Raw genomic sequence first — 17407 nt, 5'->3', positions numbered from 1 at the left:
ATTCATCCATAAAGATGAGGGGAGCAGCGAAAATGGAACCCGCGTTCGATTTTTCCATCGTGAAAATGTATTTCCATGTCTCGCCTGAAGGAGCCGAGCATCCGATCTATGAACTTCCGGCTGTACGTATGTATGAAGAACAGGCGCTGCAAGAGGCGCTAAAATTATCGGGAGAACAGGTTCAAGCCACTTCACTGGCCCTTCCGGCCTCTTTTGTTGGAACCTCCCTGTGCAAACTGAGCCTGATCCAGCTGTTGTTTGCCGCCCAGTACAACCGGCTTATCCATCTTGCCCCGGAGCAGCTGGTTTATCAGGTAGAACAGCACGACGATCACGCCCATCTCGGATACCGGATCACAGAAGTCGTATCGGAGGAAATTCCATCTGATGGACGCGCCGCTTTTCTGGCCCGGCATTGGGAGCCGTATTTTGAAACCTTCATCACTCCCGTTGTAGAACAAATCGCCGTAACCGCCGGTTTGAAACCGGATGCGATCTGGCAGCAGTTCGGCGGGCAGCTGTCCTACGTCAAGGAATTCCTGATCGCTAACGAGCCGCGAAAGGATGTTGCTGAACGCTTTATGCAGGATAGCCGGCAGCTGGCTGAAATGGCTCCCGAGTTGTTCCGGCGGAGACGGAACCCTTACAACCATCATCCCCGGTATGTTGAGAATCCGCTCAATCCGGATGAAAAGTGGCTGATGCAGTCTTCCTGCTGCATGTATGACCGGCGCGAAGGCGGAATGAAATGTTATACCTGCCCGCAGATGCCGCCCGAGGAGCGGGAAGCGAGAAGACAAGTCCTGCTGGCTGAAGCCGGAAAATAAAACGTTATGCAGGCATGACTAAAGAGACTGACGGCCTCACAAGCATAAAGGCCGATTCTAGACGCGGACAAGTCCAGCGGTTTAGAGTCGGCCTTTTTTTGTGCAGCATGTTCCCTTTATGCTTAAATTCGATAAAAACGCCGGGTGTTCGCTTCCAGCAGCTCGGCCGCTTCCTCGCAGGTCCAGCTGTACAGTTCAGCCAAGGCTGCAGCGACCTCATGAACCATCCGCGGATGGGTGGCCTGTCCCTCAAAGGGACCCTCAAACGGCCAGGGCCCGTCCGTTTCGGCCATGATCTGCTCCGGCGGATACAGCAGCGCCAATTGGCGGATTTCCGGCTCGTACAGGATGTCCGGAGTAAAAGAAACGAAATATCCTCTGTCCGCCATACGGCGAACGGTAGTCTCCGCCCCTTTGAACCAGTGAAAATGAGCCCGCTTGATGCCGTATTTGTCCAGCAGATCACAGACGAGATCTGCATCCTCGTAAACGGCATGCAGGACCACCGGTTTGTCCAGCTCGGCGGCCAAAGCTAGGAAACGCTCCAGCACTTCAATATAAGGCTGGAGTTCAAAGGGTTCGCCCGCCTCTTCTTTCTCGCGGCGCAAATAATACGGCAGGCCGACTTCTCCGACAGCCGTCATGTGTTCGGCGCGCTTGCGGGTCCAGGCCAGCAGCCGGCCAAGCTCCTCCGCTGAAGGAACCGGCTGCTCGGGATGATACCCGTAGGCCGGCTTCACCAGCGCCGGATACCGGGCAGCCAGCTTCTCGGTACGCTGGCACGATTCCAGGTTCATAGACACGGCGACAAGTCCTTGAAGGGCATCCCGCTCCGCTTCCGCCAGCATGGAATCAATCTCTCCGTCGCTGTATTGATCCAGGTGAATATGCGCGTCGAGCATAGGAATCCGTTTGCTATGATCCTCTGCTTTCTCTGCTTTCATGAGTCCGCCTTCCCCTCCTGCATTTTCCGCTGCTCGCTTCGCATCAGCTCTGTCATCTCGCGGCGGAGACGCAGGAATTCCGGTTCTTCGGCGATCTCCGGCAAGCGAGGACGAGAGAATGGAACCGTCAATTCATGCAGTACCCGGGCCGGCCGGCCGGACAGCAAAACAATCCGGTCCGACAACAGCAGCGCCTCTTCAATGCTGTGGGTGATGAACAGCACCGAACGGCGGTTCTTCTCCCACAGCTCCAGCAGCCAATGCTGCATGTCGCTGCGCGTCAAAGCGTCGAGCGCGCTGAACGGTTCGTCCAGCGCCATCAGCTCCTGCGGGCTGAGCAGCCCCCGCAGGAATGCCGCCCGCTGCTGCATGCCGCCGGACAGCATATGCGGGTAGGCCTCTTCATAGCCGGCAAGCCCGGCTTTGGCCAGCCATTCCCGCGTCTGCGTTCGCGCTTCGCGCAGCGGCGTGCCCGCGACCTCCAGCCCTAGCGCTACATTGTCCTGGGTAGTCCGCCAGGGGAACAACGCGGGCTGCTGTGGAACGTACGCGATATGTCCGCGTTCGCCTGTGATCTCCCGGCCGCGCAGGGCGATCCGGCCGGCGTCCGGCTGCGTCAGTCCGCCGATGAGGTGGAAGAGCGTGCTTTTTCCGCTGCCGGAGGGTCCGACGATGGATACAAATTCGCCCTCAGCCACTGTCAGGTTAATGTTGTCCAGCACCTGCACCGCCGATTTGCCTTCCGGGTAGGTTTTGCTTAAACCGGTCACTTCCAGCGCGGTCTGGCGGCCGGACGTGTCTGACGTATTGCCGCCTGTTACGGCAGCTTTGCCTGCTGCGGCTGCTCCGCTGGCCATGCTCGGTTTGTCCAAGGTGGCTTTCCCCTCTTGTTTTTCTACTTCCATCCTGGCCTCCTCCTTCCCTAACTTACTGATAGCTAATTTAACACTTATTGCTCTATCCATAAGAGATGATAGTATTTTCCATTAAGGCCACAATTCCAAACGCGTACTTTCCCTTCGTATCTTCTATGTCTGACTAATTCATAAACAAGGGCATGGACTAACTTAGGATCAGTTGAGATGTATCCATTGTAATCATGACCTATTTTATTGTAAGAATCAGATAGTACCCATTCAGAGGCTTCTCTTAATGTATCGAAATGTACATGGTCTTCAAACCACGTAATACCCTTGGGTAATTTACTATTTTTTAATTTATCCGGAAGAGCCTCCAAATAACTTCCATCGTCATCATAATACATTTCGTTTAATTCCCCTCCTCCCGCTTATGAATCCTTAACAATAAATACTCCTTGGTTGAGCAGAACTTATTCCTCCGGAATCACCGCTAATGGAGAAGTTAAAAGAAGTAATATCCATCGCCTGGGCTCAATTCTTGTCTGTCCCGGTAAAGGCCCCATAAATCAGCCGCCCTTCCGGCGCGGCGGGCTGTATCGCGACAGCAGGCGCTCCACGATCGCCACGGCCACAAACATCGCCAAGCTGATCACCACAATGATCAGAATCGCTACAAATACGCGGTCCGTCCGGAACGTGGATTTCTGCATTTTCATATAGTAGCCGATGCCCTTCTCCGCGCCGAGCCATTCGGAAATGATTGCGCCCATTACGCTGTAGGTAGCCGAAATTTTAAGACCGGACAGCATGGATGGAATCGCATAAGGAAACTCCAGCTTCCGAAAAATCTGCCCCTTGGTCGCCCCGGCCATCTCCATGTAATTTCGCATCACATGATCGGTTCGGGCAAGCCCGTCCATGGCCGCGACAGCAACCGGGAAAAAGCAGACCAGCGTAATCAGGATCAGCTTCGGCAGCACGCCGAACCCGAACCAGATCATCAGCAGCGGACCGAGCGCGATCGTCGGCACGTTCTGGCTGAGGATCAGCAGCGGATACAGCGCCGATTTCACAAAAGGAATCCGGTGCAGCAGCACGGCCACCAGCAGACCAATAATCGACCCTACCGCAAACCCTTTCAGCGTCAAGGCAAGCGTAGCTCTGGTATGCTCCCACAAGCCGGAAGCGCCAGTTGCCGCCTCATGGCCGATATCGGACGGACTGGGAAGGATCCATTTTTCCACATGAAAGACGTCGACCGCAACCTCCCACGCCAGTAAAAACAAGAGGACCGCCACAAGGGGCGGCCACACGCTTTTCCAAACGGCCCGGACCGAGGTCATGGACGGTATTTCTCCGTTAATTTATCCATGCTGACGCCGTCCGGCCCGTACAGAATTTTGATCTGGGAAATGATGCTGTCGCTGCCGAATTCATAAACCGCTTCGTTCATTTGGCGCACGATGTCCAATAGCTCGGTCAATTCGCCTTCCATCGTTGTATCCAGCGCGTTGACCTGATGTTTGACGCCGGACTTCTGAATGACTTCAATGGCGCGGTCCACATAAGGAATGACGCTTTCGCCGTTTGGAGTCTTCGGAATGATTTGAATGCTTACAAGTGCGTTGGTCATGAGGGATTCCTCGCTTTCAGATGGGAATGGGAAAAATGGACAAATAAAGGGTTGAGGCCTTTGGAAACTCCGGGGAGCTGCCTGAGAAAATTTATAATGAGTTACGTCCTTCCGCTGGGCTGCGATCCGAATGTTCCTACGACCGCTGTTGTTCCCGGATTTCTTCAAAGTTTTATTAATACGATAAAATCCGGGAACAGCCTATGCTTACGATGCAGCTTTCCTTCGGAAAGCTTTCAGGCGGGCGCTTACGCTTCTTCGGAATCACTCGGCTCTCCGCCAGTTACGTTTGGCTGGACTCATTATTTTGTCATGGGCATCTCCTAAGTTCCCGCCGTGCTGTTATAGGCTTCATTTGTCCCATTTTATGAGATTGGTAAAAAGGGAACAGGGATCGTTTGAATTCGATCCTGTTTTAATCTTTAACACGTGCTGCTTACGAACTGCTTAAATTCTACTTTTAAGTTCGTTTTCCCTTTGTTCTTTTATTCCTTTGTTCCTTACTCTTGCTACTTACTCTCTTCTTACCTTCTTCTTCCGACGCTTTTCAAAGCTCTGTTAATCCGATTAAACCTTAACCTAGTTAAACTCCTGTTCCTGAACGGTCCTTGTCACTGGCATCGGTTAGTCGACTACTAGGCCCAGACTTATTAACTCCTCTAAGCTCCTCATCCTCAATTAAGATTCAGGCAGGAAGTCGTTCGTGAACGCTTTAGAAGCGTCCAGAGGTTTGTCGAGCAGCTTGCGCTCGTACATCCAGTTGGCGTAGCCGGTCCAGACGGATTCCTTCTGCTCGCCCCATCTTGAGGCGTCGTCCTGGTAGCGAGGGCTCAGCCATTCCTGGCTGGCTTTGACCAGCTTCGGATCGAGGTCCGGAGCTGCCTTGATCAGGATGTCGGCCGCTTCGTCCGGATGGGCGATGGCGTATTCATAGCCTTTGGAAGTGGCTTTCATAAAAGCTTTGACCAGATCCGGGTTTTGCTGAATCTCTTTTTCATTGGTGGCGATGACCGGTGTGTAATAATCCAGATCCTTCGAATAGTCCTTCACATACAGCATATCCAGTTTCTCGCCGCGCAGCTCGGCTTCGATGCCGGTCCAAGCGTAGTAGATCCAGGCAAAATCGACATCACGCTTCACAGCCGTGAAATAATCCGCGTCGCCGATGTTGATGATTTTCACTTTGTTTACGTCGGCATTTTGCAGGTCCATGATGGATTTCATTACCGCTTCTTCGACCGGGGAACCCCAGCCGCCGTAACGTTTACCTTCAAAATCCTTCGGCGCTTTGATGTTCCGGTCCGCCGGGGCAGCAAAACCGGAGGTGTTGTGCTGGATCACCGCCGCAATCGACACCAGCGGCACACCCTGCGTCTGTGCCTGCGTGATGCTTTCCTGATAGCTGATGCCAAACGGCACAGCATCGGAAGCGATCATCGCATCGGCTCCGCCTTCATCCGGCTGCACGATTTGCACGTTCAGGCCTTCTTCTTTGTAATAGCCAAGCTCCTGGGCCACATACAAGCCGGTATGGTTGGTGTTCGGCGTCCAGTCGAGCACTACTTTAATGTCCTTCAAATCCTTGGCGTCCGTAGACGGCGCCGAGCTTTCCCCATTGCTCCCGGAGGCATTACCCGCAGCGCTGCTTGCCGGCTCCTGGCTGCCCGAGGCCTTATTGGCTCCGTTTGTTCCGCTTGCTCCATTTGAACCGCAGCCCGCGGCTGCCAGCAGCAGCATTCCGGACAGCAGCAAAGCTCCTAACTTGTTTGCTTTCACTTCTTGTTCGCTCCCTCTTGATATGGGTTCCCGCTCCTGAAACTTAGGATTTAACGCCAAAAAAGGCGCCCGGTCGGGGCGCCTGCATCCTGTCAAATGATTGAAAGTCCTACAAATTGACAACAGCTCTTCCTACGCTGGCATTATCCAGATCAGGTATAAGGGTCAGCGTCTTTCCTGGGACGCACTCTCAGCCGGCCTTCTTCCAGCTCCCCATGTCTATGAAATTGCGGGTCATACAACCCATATTATAGTCATATCGGCGAAATGTTGTCCATAGCCAATAGGAAAAACTCCCGTACCCGCCCCGCAAACAGGGAGATACGAGAGCCTTGAAGCCAAGCGATTAGATCATGCCGATCAGATCATACCGATCAGATCATACGGTTAGACCACGTTGGATTAACTGTTCACAACGTCGTAGCCTTGATCTTCGATGGCTTCCTTGATTTTTGCCAGATCCAGTTTGCTGTCATCATAAGTAACGTCGACTTTTTTGGCCGCCAGATCCACTTTGCCTGTCGCTCCAGCCTCTTGAACCGCGCCTTCTACCGCCTTCACGCAGTGGTTGCAGGACATGCCTTCTACTTGCAGGGTAACTGTTTTCATTGTCAAAAATCCTCCCTTAAATGTTGTTATTTCATCAATTTATTAATCGTAACAATCAGCTCATCCAAAACCTCGGTTTCGCCTTCCTGAATGCGTTCAACGATGCAGCTCTTCATATGGCCTTCCAGCAGCAGCTTGCCGACGCCGTTCAGCGCGGATTGAATCGCCGCAATCTGGTTCAGCACATCGTCGCAGTACGTATCCTTCTCGATCATGCCTTTCACGCCGCGAATCTGGCCCTCGATCCGGTTCAGACGGGCAACAATCCTGCCTTTCATCTCCTCCGAATGGTGACTGCGCCGCTCGGCCGGCTTCTTGTCCGCTCCGTTATGGCAGCTTTGCTGTTCTTCATGCGGATGACCTCCGCTACTTTGCGCCACAGACTTCACTTCCTTATAAAAAAATGAACGCTCCACTTCAATATGTTCTTGTATACTCATTGCTAACACCCCTATTATACCCCCACCCCCTATATAAAACAAGTTTGAAAATAGCTGGTTTAAACCCGCTAGCTGTTAGGGCATACAGAAATAAGGTTAGTTTTTTAACATTTGCATCCCCGCAGCCTCACGTATCTGCCCATCTTTCACAGGATCGACACAGGTCTTTCAAATTTTAAATTGTTCATAGCCCGATATGGTCATGATTTGTCTGGAGCTCCGTGTTAAATTGAACAAACACGAGTTCCGAGAGAGTAGGTAATCTTATGCCAAAAAAATATATATCCGGCGCGTTTGCCGCCTTTCTTCTATTTTTCCTGTTCCAGCTGCTCGTCCCGGCGGCAAGCTTTGCCCATGCTTATATCATCAAATCCGAACCCGCTTCCGGACAGGCCTTGCAGACAGCGCCAACCGGGGTACACTTGCTGTTTAACGAAGCCATCGACCCTTCCTTCTTTGCGCTCAGCGTCCTGAATGATAAAGGGCAGAAGGTCAGCAGCGGGGAACCCGCCATCGACGCGGATAATCCCGCCGGCTTGTCAGTGAAGCTCGAGAAGGATCTGCCTGAAGGCGTCTACGTCGCCAGATGGCGAGTGATCTCCAGCGACGGCCACCCGATCTCCGGTACGGTTCCTTTCGCTGTAGGAGCTTCGGCAGGCGACGCCGCGGCAGCTTTGGCAGCTGGTGATTTGACCGCAGGCGGAGCTCCCGGCGCCGACCAGGTAATCATCCGCTGGCTCTTGTACGGCGGGCTTATGCTGCTTGCGGGCAGCCTGGCTTTTCCGCTGTGGCTGTTCCCGCGTGCCTTCCGCGCTGAGGCTTTCGAGATGCGCAGCTTCCGGCTGCTTCTGCTGACCGGTTCGATTCTGACCGCACTTGGCATCCTGCTCAGTCTGCCTCTGCAAATCCGGCTGGAGACCGGTGCGAACTGGATCACGCTGTGGCAGGGTGAATGGTTCCGCGAAACCCTCAAGGACGGCTTATTCGGCACCATTTGGTGGGTGGAGACCCTGCTGCTGCTCCCGCTGGCCTTTCTGGTTTACGCGTTATGGTCACAGGACTATGTGAAACGCCGCCGGATGTATGGCTTTCTGGCTTTGCTTAATGCAGCGGCCATCGCTGCCATGAAGGCCATGATCGGGCACCCGGCAACCGCCCCGTCCCGCCTGGCCGCCAGCGCGGCGGACTTCCTGCATCTGAGTGCTGCCGCAGTTTGGGTCGGCGGCCTGCTAGTGATGGCTTTTGTCCTGCCGAAAGCCGCCGCCCGGGATGAGAGCGGCACGCTTGCTCCTGAAACGGTAAGACGTTTTACGGATACCGGATCGATCAGCGCTGTTGTGCTGCTGTTCAGCGGCCTTTACGGCAGCATCATTTATTTACCTGATCTAAACGCCCTGTTTGACACGGCTTACGGCTGGATTCTGATCGCTAAAGCGGCGATTATGCTGGTCATGCTCTCTTTTGCGCTGGTTAACTTCCTCAAAGGACGGGCTAAACGCCGTCTCGGACGCGCGGTTAAGCTCGAATGGGCTGCCGGGATTGCCGCCCTGATTCTCGCTGCAGTGTTGACCAACCTGTCCCCGGGAGCGCCAAAAGGCGGGCCTTACGAGCATTCGGAGACGGCAAAATCAGGCTATACAACTTTGATCGACGTAACGCCCGCTGTAGTCGGCGATAACCATTTCAAAGCTACCGTCACGGATGTCAATGGCCAACCAGCCGAAGTCCAGCAAATCACGATTAAATTAATCTGTATGGAAATGTCCAATATGGAGGAAGAGGTCACCTTAACCGATGCCAGCCAATTGGAAGGCGATGCTTCGCTCCTTATGCCGGGCCGCTGGCGCGCTGAATACCACGTACTGCTGAAATCGCTGGATACGTATGACGGAAGCTTCACGTTTGAGGCTGGCGCTCCATAAGCCGGCTCGTCCATTTAGTACAGCTCGTTCAGCTCGTCCAGTTAACCCAGTTAGCCCAGTTAGTCCAGCTCGTCCGACCAGCACGGCTAGTTCAGCTAATCTGACTCTCCTGCCGGACGGCCACTATTTTGTTCTGTAAAGGGGATTTTCTGACATGTCACTGAAAAAATCATTGCGTTTCGCCTCCATCCTGTCGACCGCCCTGACCGGGGCCCTGCTGTTCGCCGGAATCGCCAGCGCCCACGTTACCGTCAAACCGACCGAGTCCGCTCCGGGGGCCTGGGAGACCTACACCATGAAAGTACCTACTGAAAAAGACCTTCCTACGGTAAAGGTCGCCCTCAAGGTACCCGAGCAGGCCGAGCTGGAGCAATATCAGCCCGTTCCAGGCTGGAAGACAACTACAAACAAGGATGACAGCGGGAAGATCAAGACGATTACCTGGGAAGCCGAAAGCGGAAACGGTATTGAACCGGGACAATTCCAGCAGTTCAGCTTTGTAGTGAAGAATCCCGCTGCCGACGGCGATCTGGCTTGGGACGCCTTCCAATATTACAGCGACGACTCGGTCGTCGAGTGGACAGGCGAGGAAGGTGCGGATACCCCGCATTCCATCACCAAAATCACTTCGGCTGCCGGCGGTGCAGCCGCTGCTGACGCCGGTCACGGCCATGACGCAGCAGCCGGGAACGCTTCCGGAGCCGCTGCCGCCGGGGATAACACGAGTGCGAACGCTGGCACGGATACGGCCGCTACTGCAAGCAGTTCTTCCAGCAGCGTCATGCAGACGGTGACGCTGATCATTACGATTGTCGCCCTGCTCGTATCACTGGCCGCTTTATGGTTCGCCGTTCAGAACGGCCGCCGCAAGGCTTAATCCAAACAAGGCAGATCCCGGGTTCGGAGAAGCGAAGCTTTTCGCTGCTCTGTGCCTCAGGATCTGCCTTTTCTTTTTCGCTATTCTAATTAACTGCCTTAGACGTTCACCAGAGCCTTCAGCTGGTCATTCAGCCAAGCGGCTTCTGCCAAAGCCCGCCGGTCATTCTGGATATCGCCGGGTTTGGAAGCCTGACCCAGCACATACCCCTCAAACGGCAAACCGACAAAATCAAACGTGTATTTCAGCTGCTGAATCATCGGCAGGGCTTTAATGCGCGGGTTGTCTCCGCCCACCACAATGGCATAAGCTTTCTTCTTCGCCATCTTCTCTTTGAAATCAGTAAATCTCGGATCGCGCAGGGATTGGGACCAGCGGTCGAACAAATTTTTCACCAGGCCTGTCACGTTGTACCAATAAATAGGAGATACAAAAATAAGCACATCGGCCGCCAGCATATCCTGAATCACCGCATCATAATCATCATTCACAGGGTCAAAGCCGCCGGGCGTATGACGCTGGTCGACAATCGGCAGAATTTGTTTCTCGCGCAGCACGATCTCCTTAAATTCAAGCCCTTCAAGCGCAAGCCGGGTGAGCGTCTCCGTATTGCCGCCCTCCCTGCCGCTTCCGTTAATGACCACTATGCTCATGAAAGTCACTCCTTTTCCGTTTCCTTTTTCTTTTCCCTTTTCCCTTTTCCCTTTTCTTTTCTTATCCTTCACTCTCCGGCTAACCTTCTTTAACTTTCCTTCCCCTGACCTTACATACCCTGGTAATGCCCTTTTATTGTTATACGGTAAATCCCTTATTTTCAGACTATCTTTCCGCAAATAGTCCGGGCCTCCCGGATGTTTCCCCGTCTCCGGGACCGAGCTGCTCCCCGACCAAGGTCCAGTCCACAAACCGTCTGCGGGCCGTTTTGAAGAAGGTTCAAAAAGACTAAGATAAAAACATAACAAATGAACGAGAAAGCGAGTGAGTGCAGGAATGAGTAAATTGTACCGTTCCAGGAAAAACAAGAAGATTTCGGGATTGTGCGGAGGACTGGCCCAGTGGCTCGGGTTTGACGCTACGATCATTCGGCTGGCCGTTGTGATCGCCGCTTTCTGCAGCTTCGGCGCCGTTGTGGCGATTTACCTGATCGCCAGCCTGATTGTGCCGGATGAGCCCATCAGCTGGTATGACATCGATGATTCCTACTCTTCGAAATACTAAAGAAGTTTTAGCGCGAACCATTTACTATTAAAACCATACTGAGGAGAGATGAACATGAGTTTATTTGAACGTATTTCCAATATTACAAAAGCCACCTTGCACGAAGCCCTGAACAAGCTAGAGGATCCGGTCGTCATGACCGGCCAGTATCTGCGCAACCTGGAGGAAGAACTGGATGACGCAAGCAACGAACTGAATGCCGCCAAAACCTCCGCCCGGATCCTGCAGGCCAAACGTGAGGATGCCCAGCGTCAAATCACATTGAAAGAGCATCTCGCACTCCAGGCTATTACTGATGGCGATGAGTTGACCGCCCGCAGAGCGATTGAAGCCAAACTTCATTATACGGAGCAGGTTTCCCATCTGACGGCCGAGGAAGACCGGGTTCAGCACCGGGTTGCTGAGCTGGAAACACAGCTGGACATGGGCAAAGAGGAGCTGGAGCGTCTGAAAAAGAAACGCGAGGAGCTTGCGGAACGCGCCCGCAAAGCCTCTGAGCTGAAAGCCTCGGCTCACCCGCAATTCAGCCGCGGCCTTGACACCGGCTCAGCCGCGCGCGGCTTCGAGCGTATGGAAGAGAAGATCAACGGCTGGGAAGCTTCTGCCGCCGCCAGCAGTCCTTACGCCGGCAATCCGGCCTACTCCAGCCGGGTTGATGAGGAACTGGCCCGGCTGCAGGGCCGGACTCAGGGCGGCACTCCATCCCAAGCTGCCGAGGACAAAGGAAACGCTCCGGAGTAAAGGAGTAGCGCTGCCGGTTGGAAGACTGGAGCTAACAAGCTGAAATACCGGATGCAGATGCAGATGCAGACACATACGCTCCATCCCGAAAAAGAAATGCTGAGCTGCCAACTTAGCTATAGCAAGAAACCAGCAAGCCGGCGAAGCGGCTTGCTGGCCTTACAAAAGCCCGGTCAAGAACCCCCTTACCGGGCTTTTACCTGTTGTCCCTTAACGGCGAAGAAGCCCTGCATAAAGAAAATCCTCCTTGCACTCCGCTTGGAGTACAGGAGGATGTTGAAGGGGTGGGGCCCTTTTTTCAAATCAAAGGCTGACGATAATCAAGCTTTCTTGTCTTTAAACAGCTCGCCCAGTGCGCCAAGGCTGCCCAGCGTCTCCACCGCGTTCGACGGGATAAACACTTTGTTAGCCGGGCCTTTGGCCACCTCTTCAAGCGCTTCGAAGGAGCGGTAAGCCAGCACCGCTTCGTCCAGGCCTGCGCTGCGGATCAGCTCGATCCGCTGCTTCTCGGCGGCCGCTACGGCTTCGATCGCCTTCGCCTGACCGAGCGCCTCCAGCTCCTGCGCCTGACGCAGACCTTCCGCTTCGCGGATGCGCGCTTCCTTGTCGCCTTCGGCTTTGAGGATTTTACTTTGCTTATCCCCTTCAGCGCGCAGGATCATATCCTGCTTGGCAGCTTCCGCTTCCAGCACGATCGCCCGTTTGTTCCGCTCGGCTTTCATTTGTTTGTCCATCGCTTCCTGAATGTCGGTCGGCGGCTGGATGTCGATGACCTCCACCCGTTCGATGCGGACGCCCCACTTCTCAGTGGCTTCGTCCAGCGCGATACGGATTTCGTTGGAGATTTTCTCCCGGCCGGACAACGTTTCGTCCAGCTCCAGCTTACCGATGATTTGACGCATGGTAGCCGTGGAGATATTGCGCACACCGTAGACATAATCGGAAATCCCGTAAGTCGCCTGCTCCGGATTCACGACCTGGTAGAAAATGATCGAGTCAATCTGCACTTGAACATTATCCTTCGTGATAACCGTCTGCGGCGGCACGTTGGCCTGCTGGATCCGCAAATCGTGATAGATCCTTACTTGATCAATAACCGGAATAAGGATATTAAGGCCCGGGCTCAGCAAACGGTTGAATTTACCGAGACGCTCTACAACGCCTACCCGCTGCTGCGGTACAACCTTCACTGTCAGCGCGATGAAGGCGATGACGACCACCAGAATTACAACGATAACAACCCACTGCATTAAAGAATCTCCTCCCATTTCTCAACTTCAATTCTTGTACTGCTCATCTTCATAACCCTCACGCGTTCATCTTTCCCCAGAGATACCGAAGCGGTAGCGCTCCACGTATCGCCGCCGATTTTGACGATGCCGTAATGCCCCGGTTCAATCGGTTCGACAACAATGCCCTGCCGTCCGATCAGCTCGGTGCCCGCATCCTGAAATCCCCGGGAAGTCCGGATTCTGCGAGACAACGGTTTGGTAAAGACGGTTAACACAAGAGCCACTATACAGCCGGCAAGCACCTGCAAAAGAATCGCATCGGGCAGCACAAGCGAAATCAGCAGCGCCGCGACCGCCCCCAGACAGATCCACAGCAAATAGAACGTAAGCGTAAACATTTCCAGCACTAACAGCACGCCTGCTGCGATCAACCAGATCGTCCACATATGCATAGGGCAGATTCACCACCTTTATTCAGCATTATATTAAGTATATACGGATGACAAAGGTTTAGGTATCACATTTCTTGTAATTGTTGTGTTTTTCTGCGGATTGCAGGCAGAACCACGGAATTTACGGAGACCTGATTGGAAATCCTATCCTTGTTCTGTTATTGTTTTTCGCTGCGCAAGTCCTTATTCAAATCCATGCTGGGAGGAATTCGATGCTGCTCGAAGCTGTCTATCACCGTCCAAAAATGAACTGGGCTTACGCCTATGACGACTATACGCTCCACCTCAGGCTGCGTACGAGAAAAGGCGATATGACCGAGGTCCACGCCTGGGTCGGCGATAAATACGCCTGGGATCAAACGGAGGAGCTTGTACCGATGAAGCTTGTTCTGTCCGACAAGAGATTCGACTATTGGGAATGCGAAGTGAAGCCGCCCTTCCGAAGATTAAAATACGGATTTCTGCTTCAGGACGGCCATGAATCCATGTGGATGACGGAAAATGATTTCCACACCGAACGGCCAGGTAAGCCTGACCGGTTATATGACTTTCCGTTTATCAACCCTGTTGACGTCTTCAAGACGCCGGCCTGGGTAAAGGATGCCGTGTTCTATCAAATCTTTCCCGAGCGGTTTGCGAACGGCGACCCGGGCAACGATCCTGAGAACGTGCAGCCTTGGGGCGGCAAACCGGAGGTCGACAATTATTTCGGCGGGGATCTTCAGGGCGTCATCGACCATCTGGATCATTTGTCCGAGCTCGGCATTACGGCCATCTATTTCACGCCGATCTTTGCAGCTGCTACCAACCACAAATACGACACTGAGGACTACCGGAAAATCGACCCGCATTTCGGCGACGCCGAAAAACTCAAGGAGCTGGTCCAGCTTTGCCACGACCGCGGCATCCGCGTGCTGCTGGATGCCGTGTTTAATCATGCCGGGCGGACCTTCGACCCGTTCGTGGATGTGCTTGAGAGAGGCGAACAATCCAAATATAAAGATTGGTTCCATATTCACGAATTTCCGCTGACCGACAAGGACGGCCGCCCCAATTACGATACGTTCAGCTTTGAGAAGCATATGCCGAAGCTGAATACGGAAAATCCGGAGGTAAAAGAGTACCTGCTCGGAACAGCTGAATACTGGATCCGGGAAATCGGCATCGACGGCTGGCGGCTGGATATCGCCAATGAAGTGGACCACCACTTCTGGCGCGAATTCCGCCGCCGGGTCAAGGCGATCAACCCGGACGCCTATATTCTCGGCGAAATCTGGCATGAAGCCTCGCCTTGGCTGCAGGGCGACCAGTTCGACGCCGTCATGAACTATCCTTTTACTGACGCAGTGCTGGACTTTGTGGCGCGCGGCACGCTGAACGCCAGCGAGCTTGCGAGCGCGATCCAGATGCAGCTGTCCCGTTATCCCCGCCAGGCCAATGAAGTTCTCTTCAACCTGCTGGACAGCCACGACACCCCGCGCCTGCTCACGATGTGCGAAGGCAGCAAGGCCAAAATGAAGCTGGCGGCCGTAATCCAGTTCACTTACAGCGGAACACCGTGTATTTACTACGGCGATGAATACGGCTTGGACGGCGGGCCAGATCCGGACTGCCGTAAATGTATGCCGTGGGAGCCGGAGCAGCAGGACCGGGAGCTGTTTGATTTTTACAAGGCGCTTATCGCGATTCGCAAAGCCCACCCGGCTTTGAGGACGGGCAGCATCCGTTTTAAGGGATCGTCCGGCAGCAGCGAAGAGGATAACGGCACATTGCTGGCTTACGAACGCAGGCTGAACCATGACCGTGTCGTGGTGCTGGTTAATAATTCAGATAAAGCGCAGACCCTGGAATTGCCTGCAAAGGCCGCAGAGACAAGCACAGGGATAAGCGCCGGCCTTGCCGGAGCCGGAACCCAAGGAACCGCCGGAACCTCCGCTGGAACCTCTCCAGGCTCCCTTCCCTGGACCCAGCTTTTGGCTTCGGAAGCCGTACGCCTTGAACAGGCAGAAGACCGGCAAACCATCACGCTTCCCGCTTACGGGTTTGCCCTGTTTGCCGCAGGGCAGCCGAATTAACCCTGTAATCCGAGCGGGCAATGCTCTTCCATTTCACTCACAGGAGCGGGCTCCAACCTTGATTAACAGGAGGAATCGCAGAAATGAAACGCACTTTCTGGAAAGAAGCCGTCGTCTACCAAATCTATCCGCGCAGCTTTAAAGACAGCAATGGCGACGGGATCGGCGATCTGAAAGGCATTACATCCAAGCTGGATTATTTAAAAGAACTGGGGATTGACGTCGTTTGGATCTCCCCGGTTTACAAATCCCCGAATGACGACAACGGCTACGACATCAGCGATTATTACGATATTATGGACGAATTCGGCACGATGGCCGACTGGGAAGAGCTGCTGGAGGGCCTGCACAGCCGCGGCATCAAGCTGATGATGGACCTGGTCGTGAACCATTCCTCGGATGAGCATCCGTGGTTCGCCCAGTCCCGGTCTTCCAAAGATAACCCTTACCGCGATTATTACATTTGGCGGAAAGGCAATCCGGACGGTACTCCGCCCAACAACTGGGCCTCTTTCTTCAGCGGCTCGGCCTGGCAGTACGACGAAACGACGGACGAATATTATCTGCATCTGTTCTCCCGAAAGCAGCCGGACTTGAACTGGGAAAATCCGAAGCTGCGCTCCTCAATCTACCACATGATGAAATTTTGGCTAGATAAAGGCGTAGACGGCTTTCGGATGGACGTCATTAACGTGATCTCCAAGGCTGAAGGGCTGCCTTCGAACGGCACGGCCCCACTGGCTGACGGCGGCCGCTATTACATCAACGGGCCGCACATCCATGAATATTTGCACGAAATGAACAGCGAGGTGCTGTCCAAATATTCGATCATGACGGTTGGGGAAATGCCGGGCGTCACCGTAGAGGAAGCGAAGAAATACACGGCCGAAGACCGTGAAGAGCTGCAGATGGTGTTCCAGTTTGAGCATATGAATGTGGATTCCGGTCCCGGAGGCAAGTGGGATGTGGCCGAATGGACACTGCCACAGCTGCGCGAGGTGCTGGACAAATGGCAGCTGGGCCTGGCGGAGGAAGGCTGGAACAGTCTGTACCTGAACAACCATGACCAGCCGCGGATGGTATCCCGTTTCGGCAATGACGGCGAATACCGCGTACCATCCGCGAAGATGCTGGCTACGCTTCTCCATACCCTGAAGGGAACCCCGTATATCTACCAGGGCGAGGAGCTAGGCATGACCAACGTAAGTTTCGAGAAGCTGGAAGACTACAGGGACATTGAGATCCATAACATGTATAAGGAAAAAGTAACCGACGGAGGCGAAGATCACGCCAAGATTCTCAAGGCCATCCATGCCAAAGGCCGGGACAATGCCCGTACGCCGATGCAGTGGAGCAGCGAAGCGAACGCCGGGTTTACGACCGGAACGCCGTGGATCAAGGTGAATCCGAACTACACGGAGATCAACGCCGAGCAGGCGCTGGCCGATAAGGATTCGATTTTTCATTATTACAAACGCCTGATCACCCTCCGCAAAGAGAATCCGATCATGGTTTACGGCGACTATACGCCTCTTCTTCCAAACAACGAGCAGATCTATGCTTACACCCGTACGCTGGAAGGGGAGCAGTGGCTGGTGCTGCTGAATTTTTCAGCTGAAGAAGCGTCATTTGAACTGCCGGAGGACCTGAATCCAGCCGGAAAAACGCTCCTCATCGGCAACTATCCAGCCGAAGGCCGGGCGGATGTTCCGCTCCGTCCTTACGAAGCGCGGGTATACCGGATTAAAGGGGGAATAGATAGAACCAAACTGCTGACCCGTTAGTTAAACCTAATTTTATA

General features: G+C 53.9%; 18 protein-coding genes and 1 riboswitch. Of the genes, 7 read left to right on the top strand and 11 right to left on the bottom strand.

Annotated features, from left to right (window positions below):
* Nucleotides 1-32: 32 nt before the first annotated feature.
* Nucleotides 33-827: a (2Fe-2S)-binding protein gene (locus CBE73_RS16120; protein ID WP_094095090.1), complete on the top strand. Its 795-nt coding sequence runs from the start codon at nucleotides 33-35 to the stop codon at nucleotides 825-827.
* A gap of 122 nt (nucleotides 828-949) precedes the next feature.
* On the opposite strand, the gene CBE73_RS16115 is transcribed toward CBE73_RS16120, so the two are convergent.
* From CBE73_RS16115 to CBE73_RS16075, 8 genes are all read right to left on the bottom strand, one after another.
* Nucleotides 950-1771: a TatD family hydrolase gene (locus CBE73_RS16115; RefSeq protein WP_229752577.1), complete on the bottom strand. Its 822-nt coding sequence runs from the start codon at nucleotides 1769-1771 to the stop codon at nucleotides 950-952.
* The gene (locus CBE73_RS16110; RefSeq protein ID WP_229752576.1) at nucleotides 1768-2676 is read right to left on the bottom strand and encodes an ABC transporter ATP-binding protein; all 909 of its coding nucleotides are present in this window, start codon (nucleotides 2674-2676) and stop codon (nucleotides 1768-1770) included. Before CBE73_RS16110 ends, CBE73_RS16115 begins: the two co-directional genes overlap by 4 nt.
* Nucleotides 2677-2720: 44 nt before the next feature.
* The gene (locus tag CBE73_RS16105; RefSeq protein ID WP_094095089.1) at nucleotides 2721-3035 is read right to left on the bottom strand and encodes a hypothetical protein; all 315 of its coding nucleotides are present in this window, start codon (nucleotides 3033-3035) and stop codon (nucleotides 2721-2723) included.
* A 162-nt stretch (nucleotides 3036-3197) separates the two neighbouring features.
* On the bottom strand, nucleotides 3198-3974 hold the full coding sequence (locus CBE73_RS16100; protein WP_094095088.1) for an ABC transporter permease: 777 nt from the start codon (nucleotides 3972-3974) through the stop codon (nucleotides 3198-3200).
* Entirely contained in the window at nucleotides 3971-4264 is a 294-nt protein-coding gene (locus CBE73_RS16095; protein WP_094095087.1) for an MTH1187 family thiamine-binding protein, read from the bottom strand. The genes CBE73_RS16100 and CBE73_RS16095 overlap by 4 nt, the downstream gene beginning before the upstream one ends.
* Nucleotides 4265-4942: 678 nt before the next feature.
* A complete protein-coding gene (locus CBE73_RS16085) occupies nucleotides 4943-6040 on the bottom strand; it encodes an ABC transporter substrate-binding protein (RefSeq protein WP_373286350.1) in 1098 nt (365 codons plus the stop codon).
* Between the two features lie 112 nt (nucleotides 6041-6152).
* Nucleotides 6153-6266, bottom strand: a riboswitch (TPP riboswitch).
* 176 nt (nucleotides 6267-6442) lie between these two features.
* Nucleotides 6443-6649 (bottom strand): copper ion binding protein, encoded by a 207-nt coding sequence (locus CBE73_RS16080; protein ID WP_094095085.1) that lies wholly within the window; start codon nucleotides 6647-6649, stop codon nucleotides 6443-6445.
* A 26-nt stretch (nucleotides 6650-6675) separates the two neighbouring features.
* Nucleotides 6676-7089 (bottom strand): metal-sensitive transcriptional regulator, encoded by a 414-nt coding sequence (locus CBE73_RS16075; protein ID WP_094095084.1) that lies wholly within the window; start codon nucleotides 7087-7089, stop codon nucleotides 6676-6678.
* A gap of 266 nt (nucleotides 7090-7355) precedes the next feature.
* Here CBE73_RS16075 and CBE73_RS16070 point away from each other — a divergent pair, with 266 nt between their 5' ends.
* Nucleotides 7356-9011, top strand: a complete 1656-nt coding sequence (locus CBE73_RS16070) for a copper resistance protein CopC (RefSeq protein WP_094095083.1) — start codon at nucleotides 7356-7358, stop codon at nucleotides 9009-9011.
* A gap of 154 nt (nucleotides 9012-9165) precedes the next feature.
* On the top strand, nucleotides 9166-9888 hold the full coding sequence (locus CBE73_RS16065; protein WP_094095082.1) for a YcnI family copper-binding membrane protein: 723 nt from the start codon (nucleotides 9166-9168) through the stop codon (nucleotides 9886-9888).
* Nucleotides 9889-9986: 98 nt separating this feature from the next.
* Here CBE73_RS16065 and CBE73_RS16060 read toward each other — a convergent pair whose 3' ends face one another.
* Nucleotides 9987-10541: a flavodoxin family protein gene (locus CBE73_RS16060; RefSeq protein WP_094096354.1), complete on the bottom strand. Its 555-nt coding sequence runs from the start codon at nucleotides 10539-10541 to the stop codon at nucleotides 9987-9989.
* A 337-nt stretch (nucleotides 10542-10878) separates the two neighbouring features.
* On the opposite strand from CBE73_RS16060, the gene CBE73_RS16055 reads away from it, so the two are divergent.
* Both CBE73_RS16055 and CBE73_RS16050 read left to right on the top strand, forming a co-directional pair.
* Entirely contained in the window at nucleotides 10879-11106 is a 228-nt protein-coding gene (locus CBE73_RS16055; RefSeq protein ID WP_094095081.1) for a PspC domain-containing protein, read from the top strand.
* A gap of 54 nt (nucleotides 11107-11160) precedes the next feature.
* The gene (locus CBE73_RS16050; RefSeq protein WP_094095080.1) at nucleotides 11161-11847 is read left to right on the top strand and encodes a PspA/IM30 family protein; all 687 of its coding nucleotides are present in this window, start codon (nucleotides 11161-11163) and stop codon (nucleotides 11845-11847) included.
* Nucleotides 11848-12167: 320 nt separating this feature from the next.
* Here CBE73_RS16050 and CBE73_RS16045 read toward each other — a convergent pair whose 3' ends face one another.
* A complete protein-coding gene (locus CBE73_RS16045; protein WP_094095079.1) occupies nucleotides 12168-13097 on the bottom strand; it encodes an SPFH domain-containing protein in 930 nt (309 codons plus the stop codon).
* A complete protein-coding gene (locus CBE73_RS16040; RefSeq protein WP_094095078.1) occupies nucleotides 13097-13531 on the bottom strand; it encodes an NfeD family protein in 435 nt (144 codons plus the stop codon). Before CBE73_RS16040 ends, CBE73_RS16045 begins: the two co-directional genes overlap by 1 nt.
* 212 nt (nucleotides 13532-13743) lie before the next feature.
* Between CBE73_RS16040 and CBE73_RS16035 the strand changes: the two genes are divergently transcribed.
* Nucleotides 13744-15606 (top strand): alpha-glycosidase, encoded by a 1863-nt coding sequence (locus CBE73_RS16035; RefSeq protein ID WP_094095077.1) that lies wholly within the window; start codon nucleotides 13744-13746, stop codon nucleotides 15604-15606.
* Nucleotides 15607-15689: 83 nt separating this feature from the next.
* Nucleotides 15690-17390, top strand: a complete 1701-nt coding sequence (locus tag CBE73_RS16030; protein WP_094095076.1) for a glycoside hydrolase family 13 protein — start codon at nucleotides 15690-15692, stop codon at nucleotides 17388-17390.
* Nucleotides 17391-17407: the final 17 nt, after the last annotated feature.

Source organism: Paenibacillus physcomitrellae (genome assembly GCF_002240225.1).
Classification (GTDB): Bacteria; Bacillota; Bacilli; order Paenibacillales; family Paenibacillaceae; genus Fontibacillus; species Fontibacillus physcomitrellae.
Note: the sequence above shows the minus strand (reverse complement) of the source record. Positions and strands in the feature narration are given on the sequence as shown.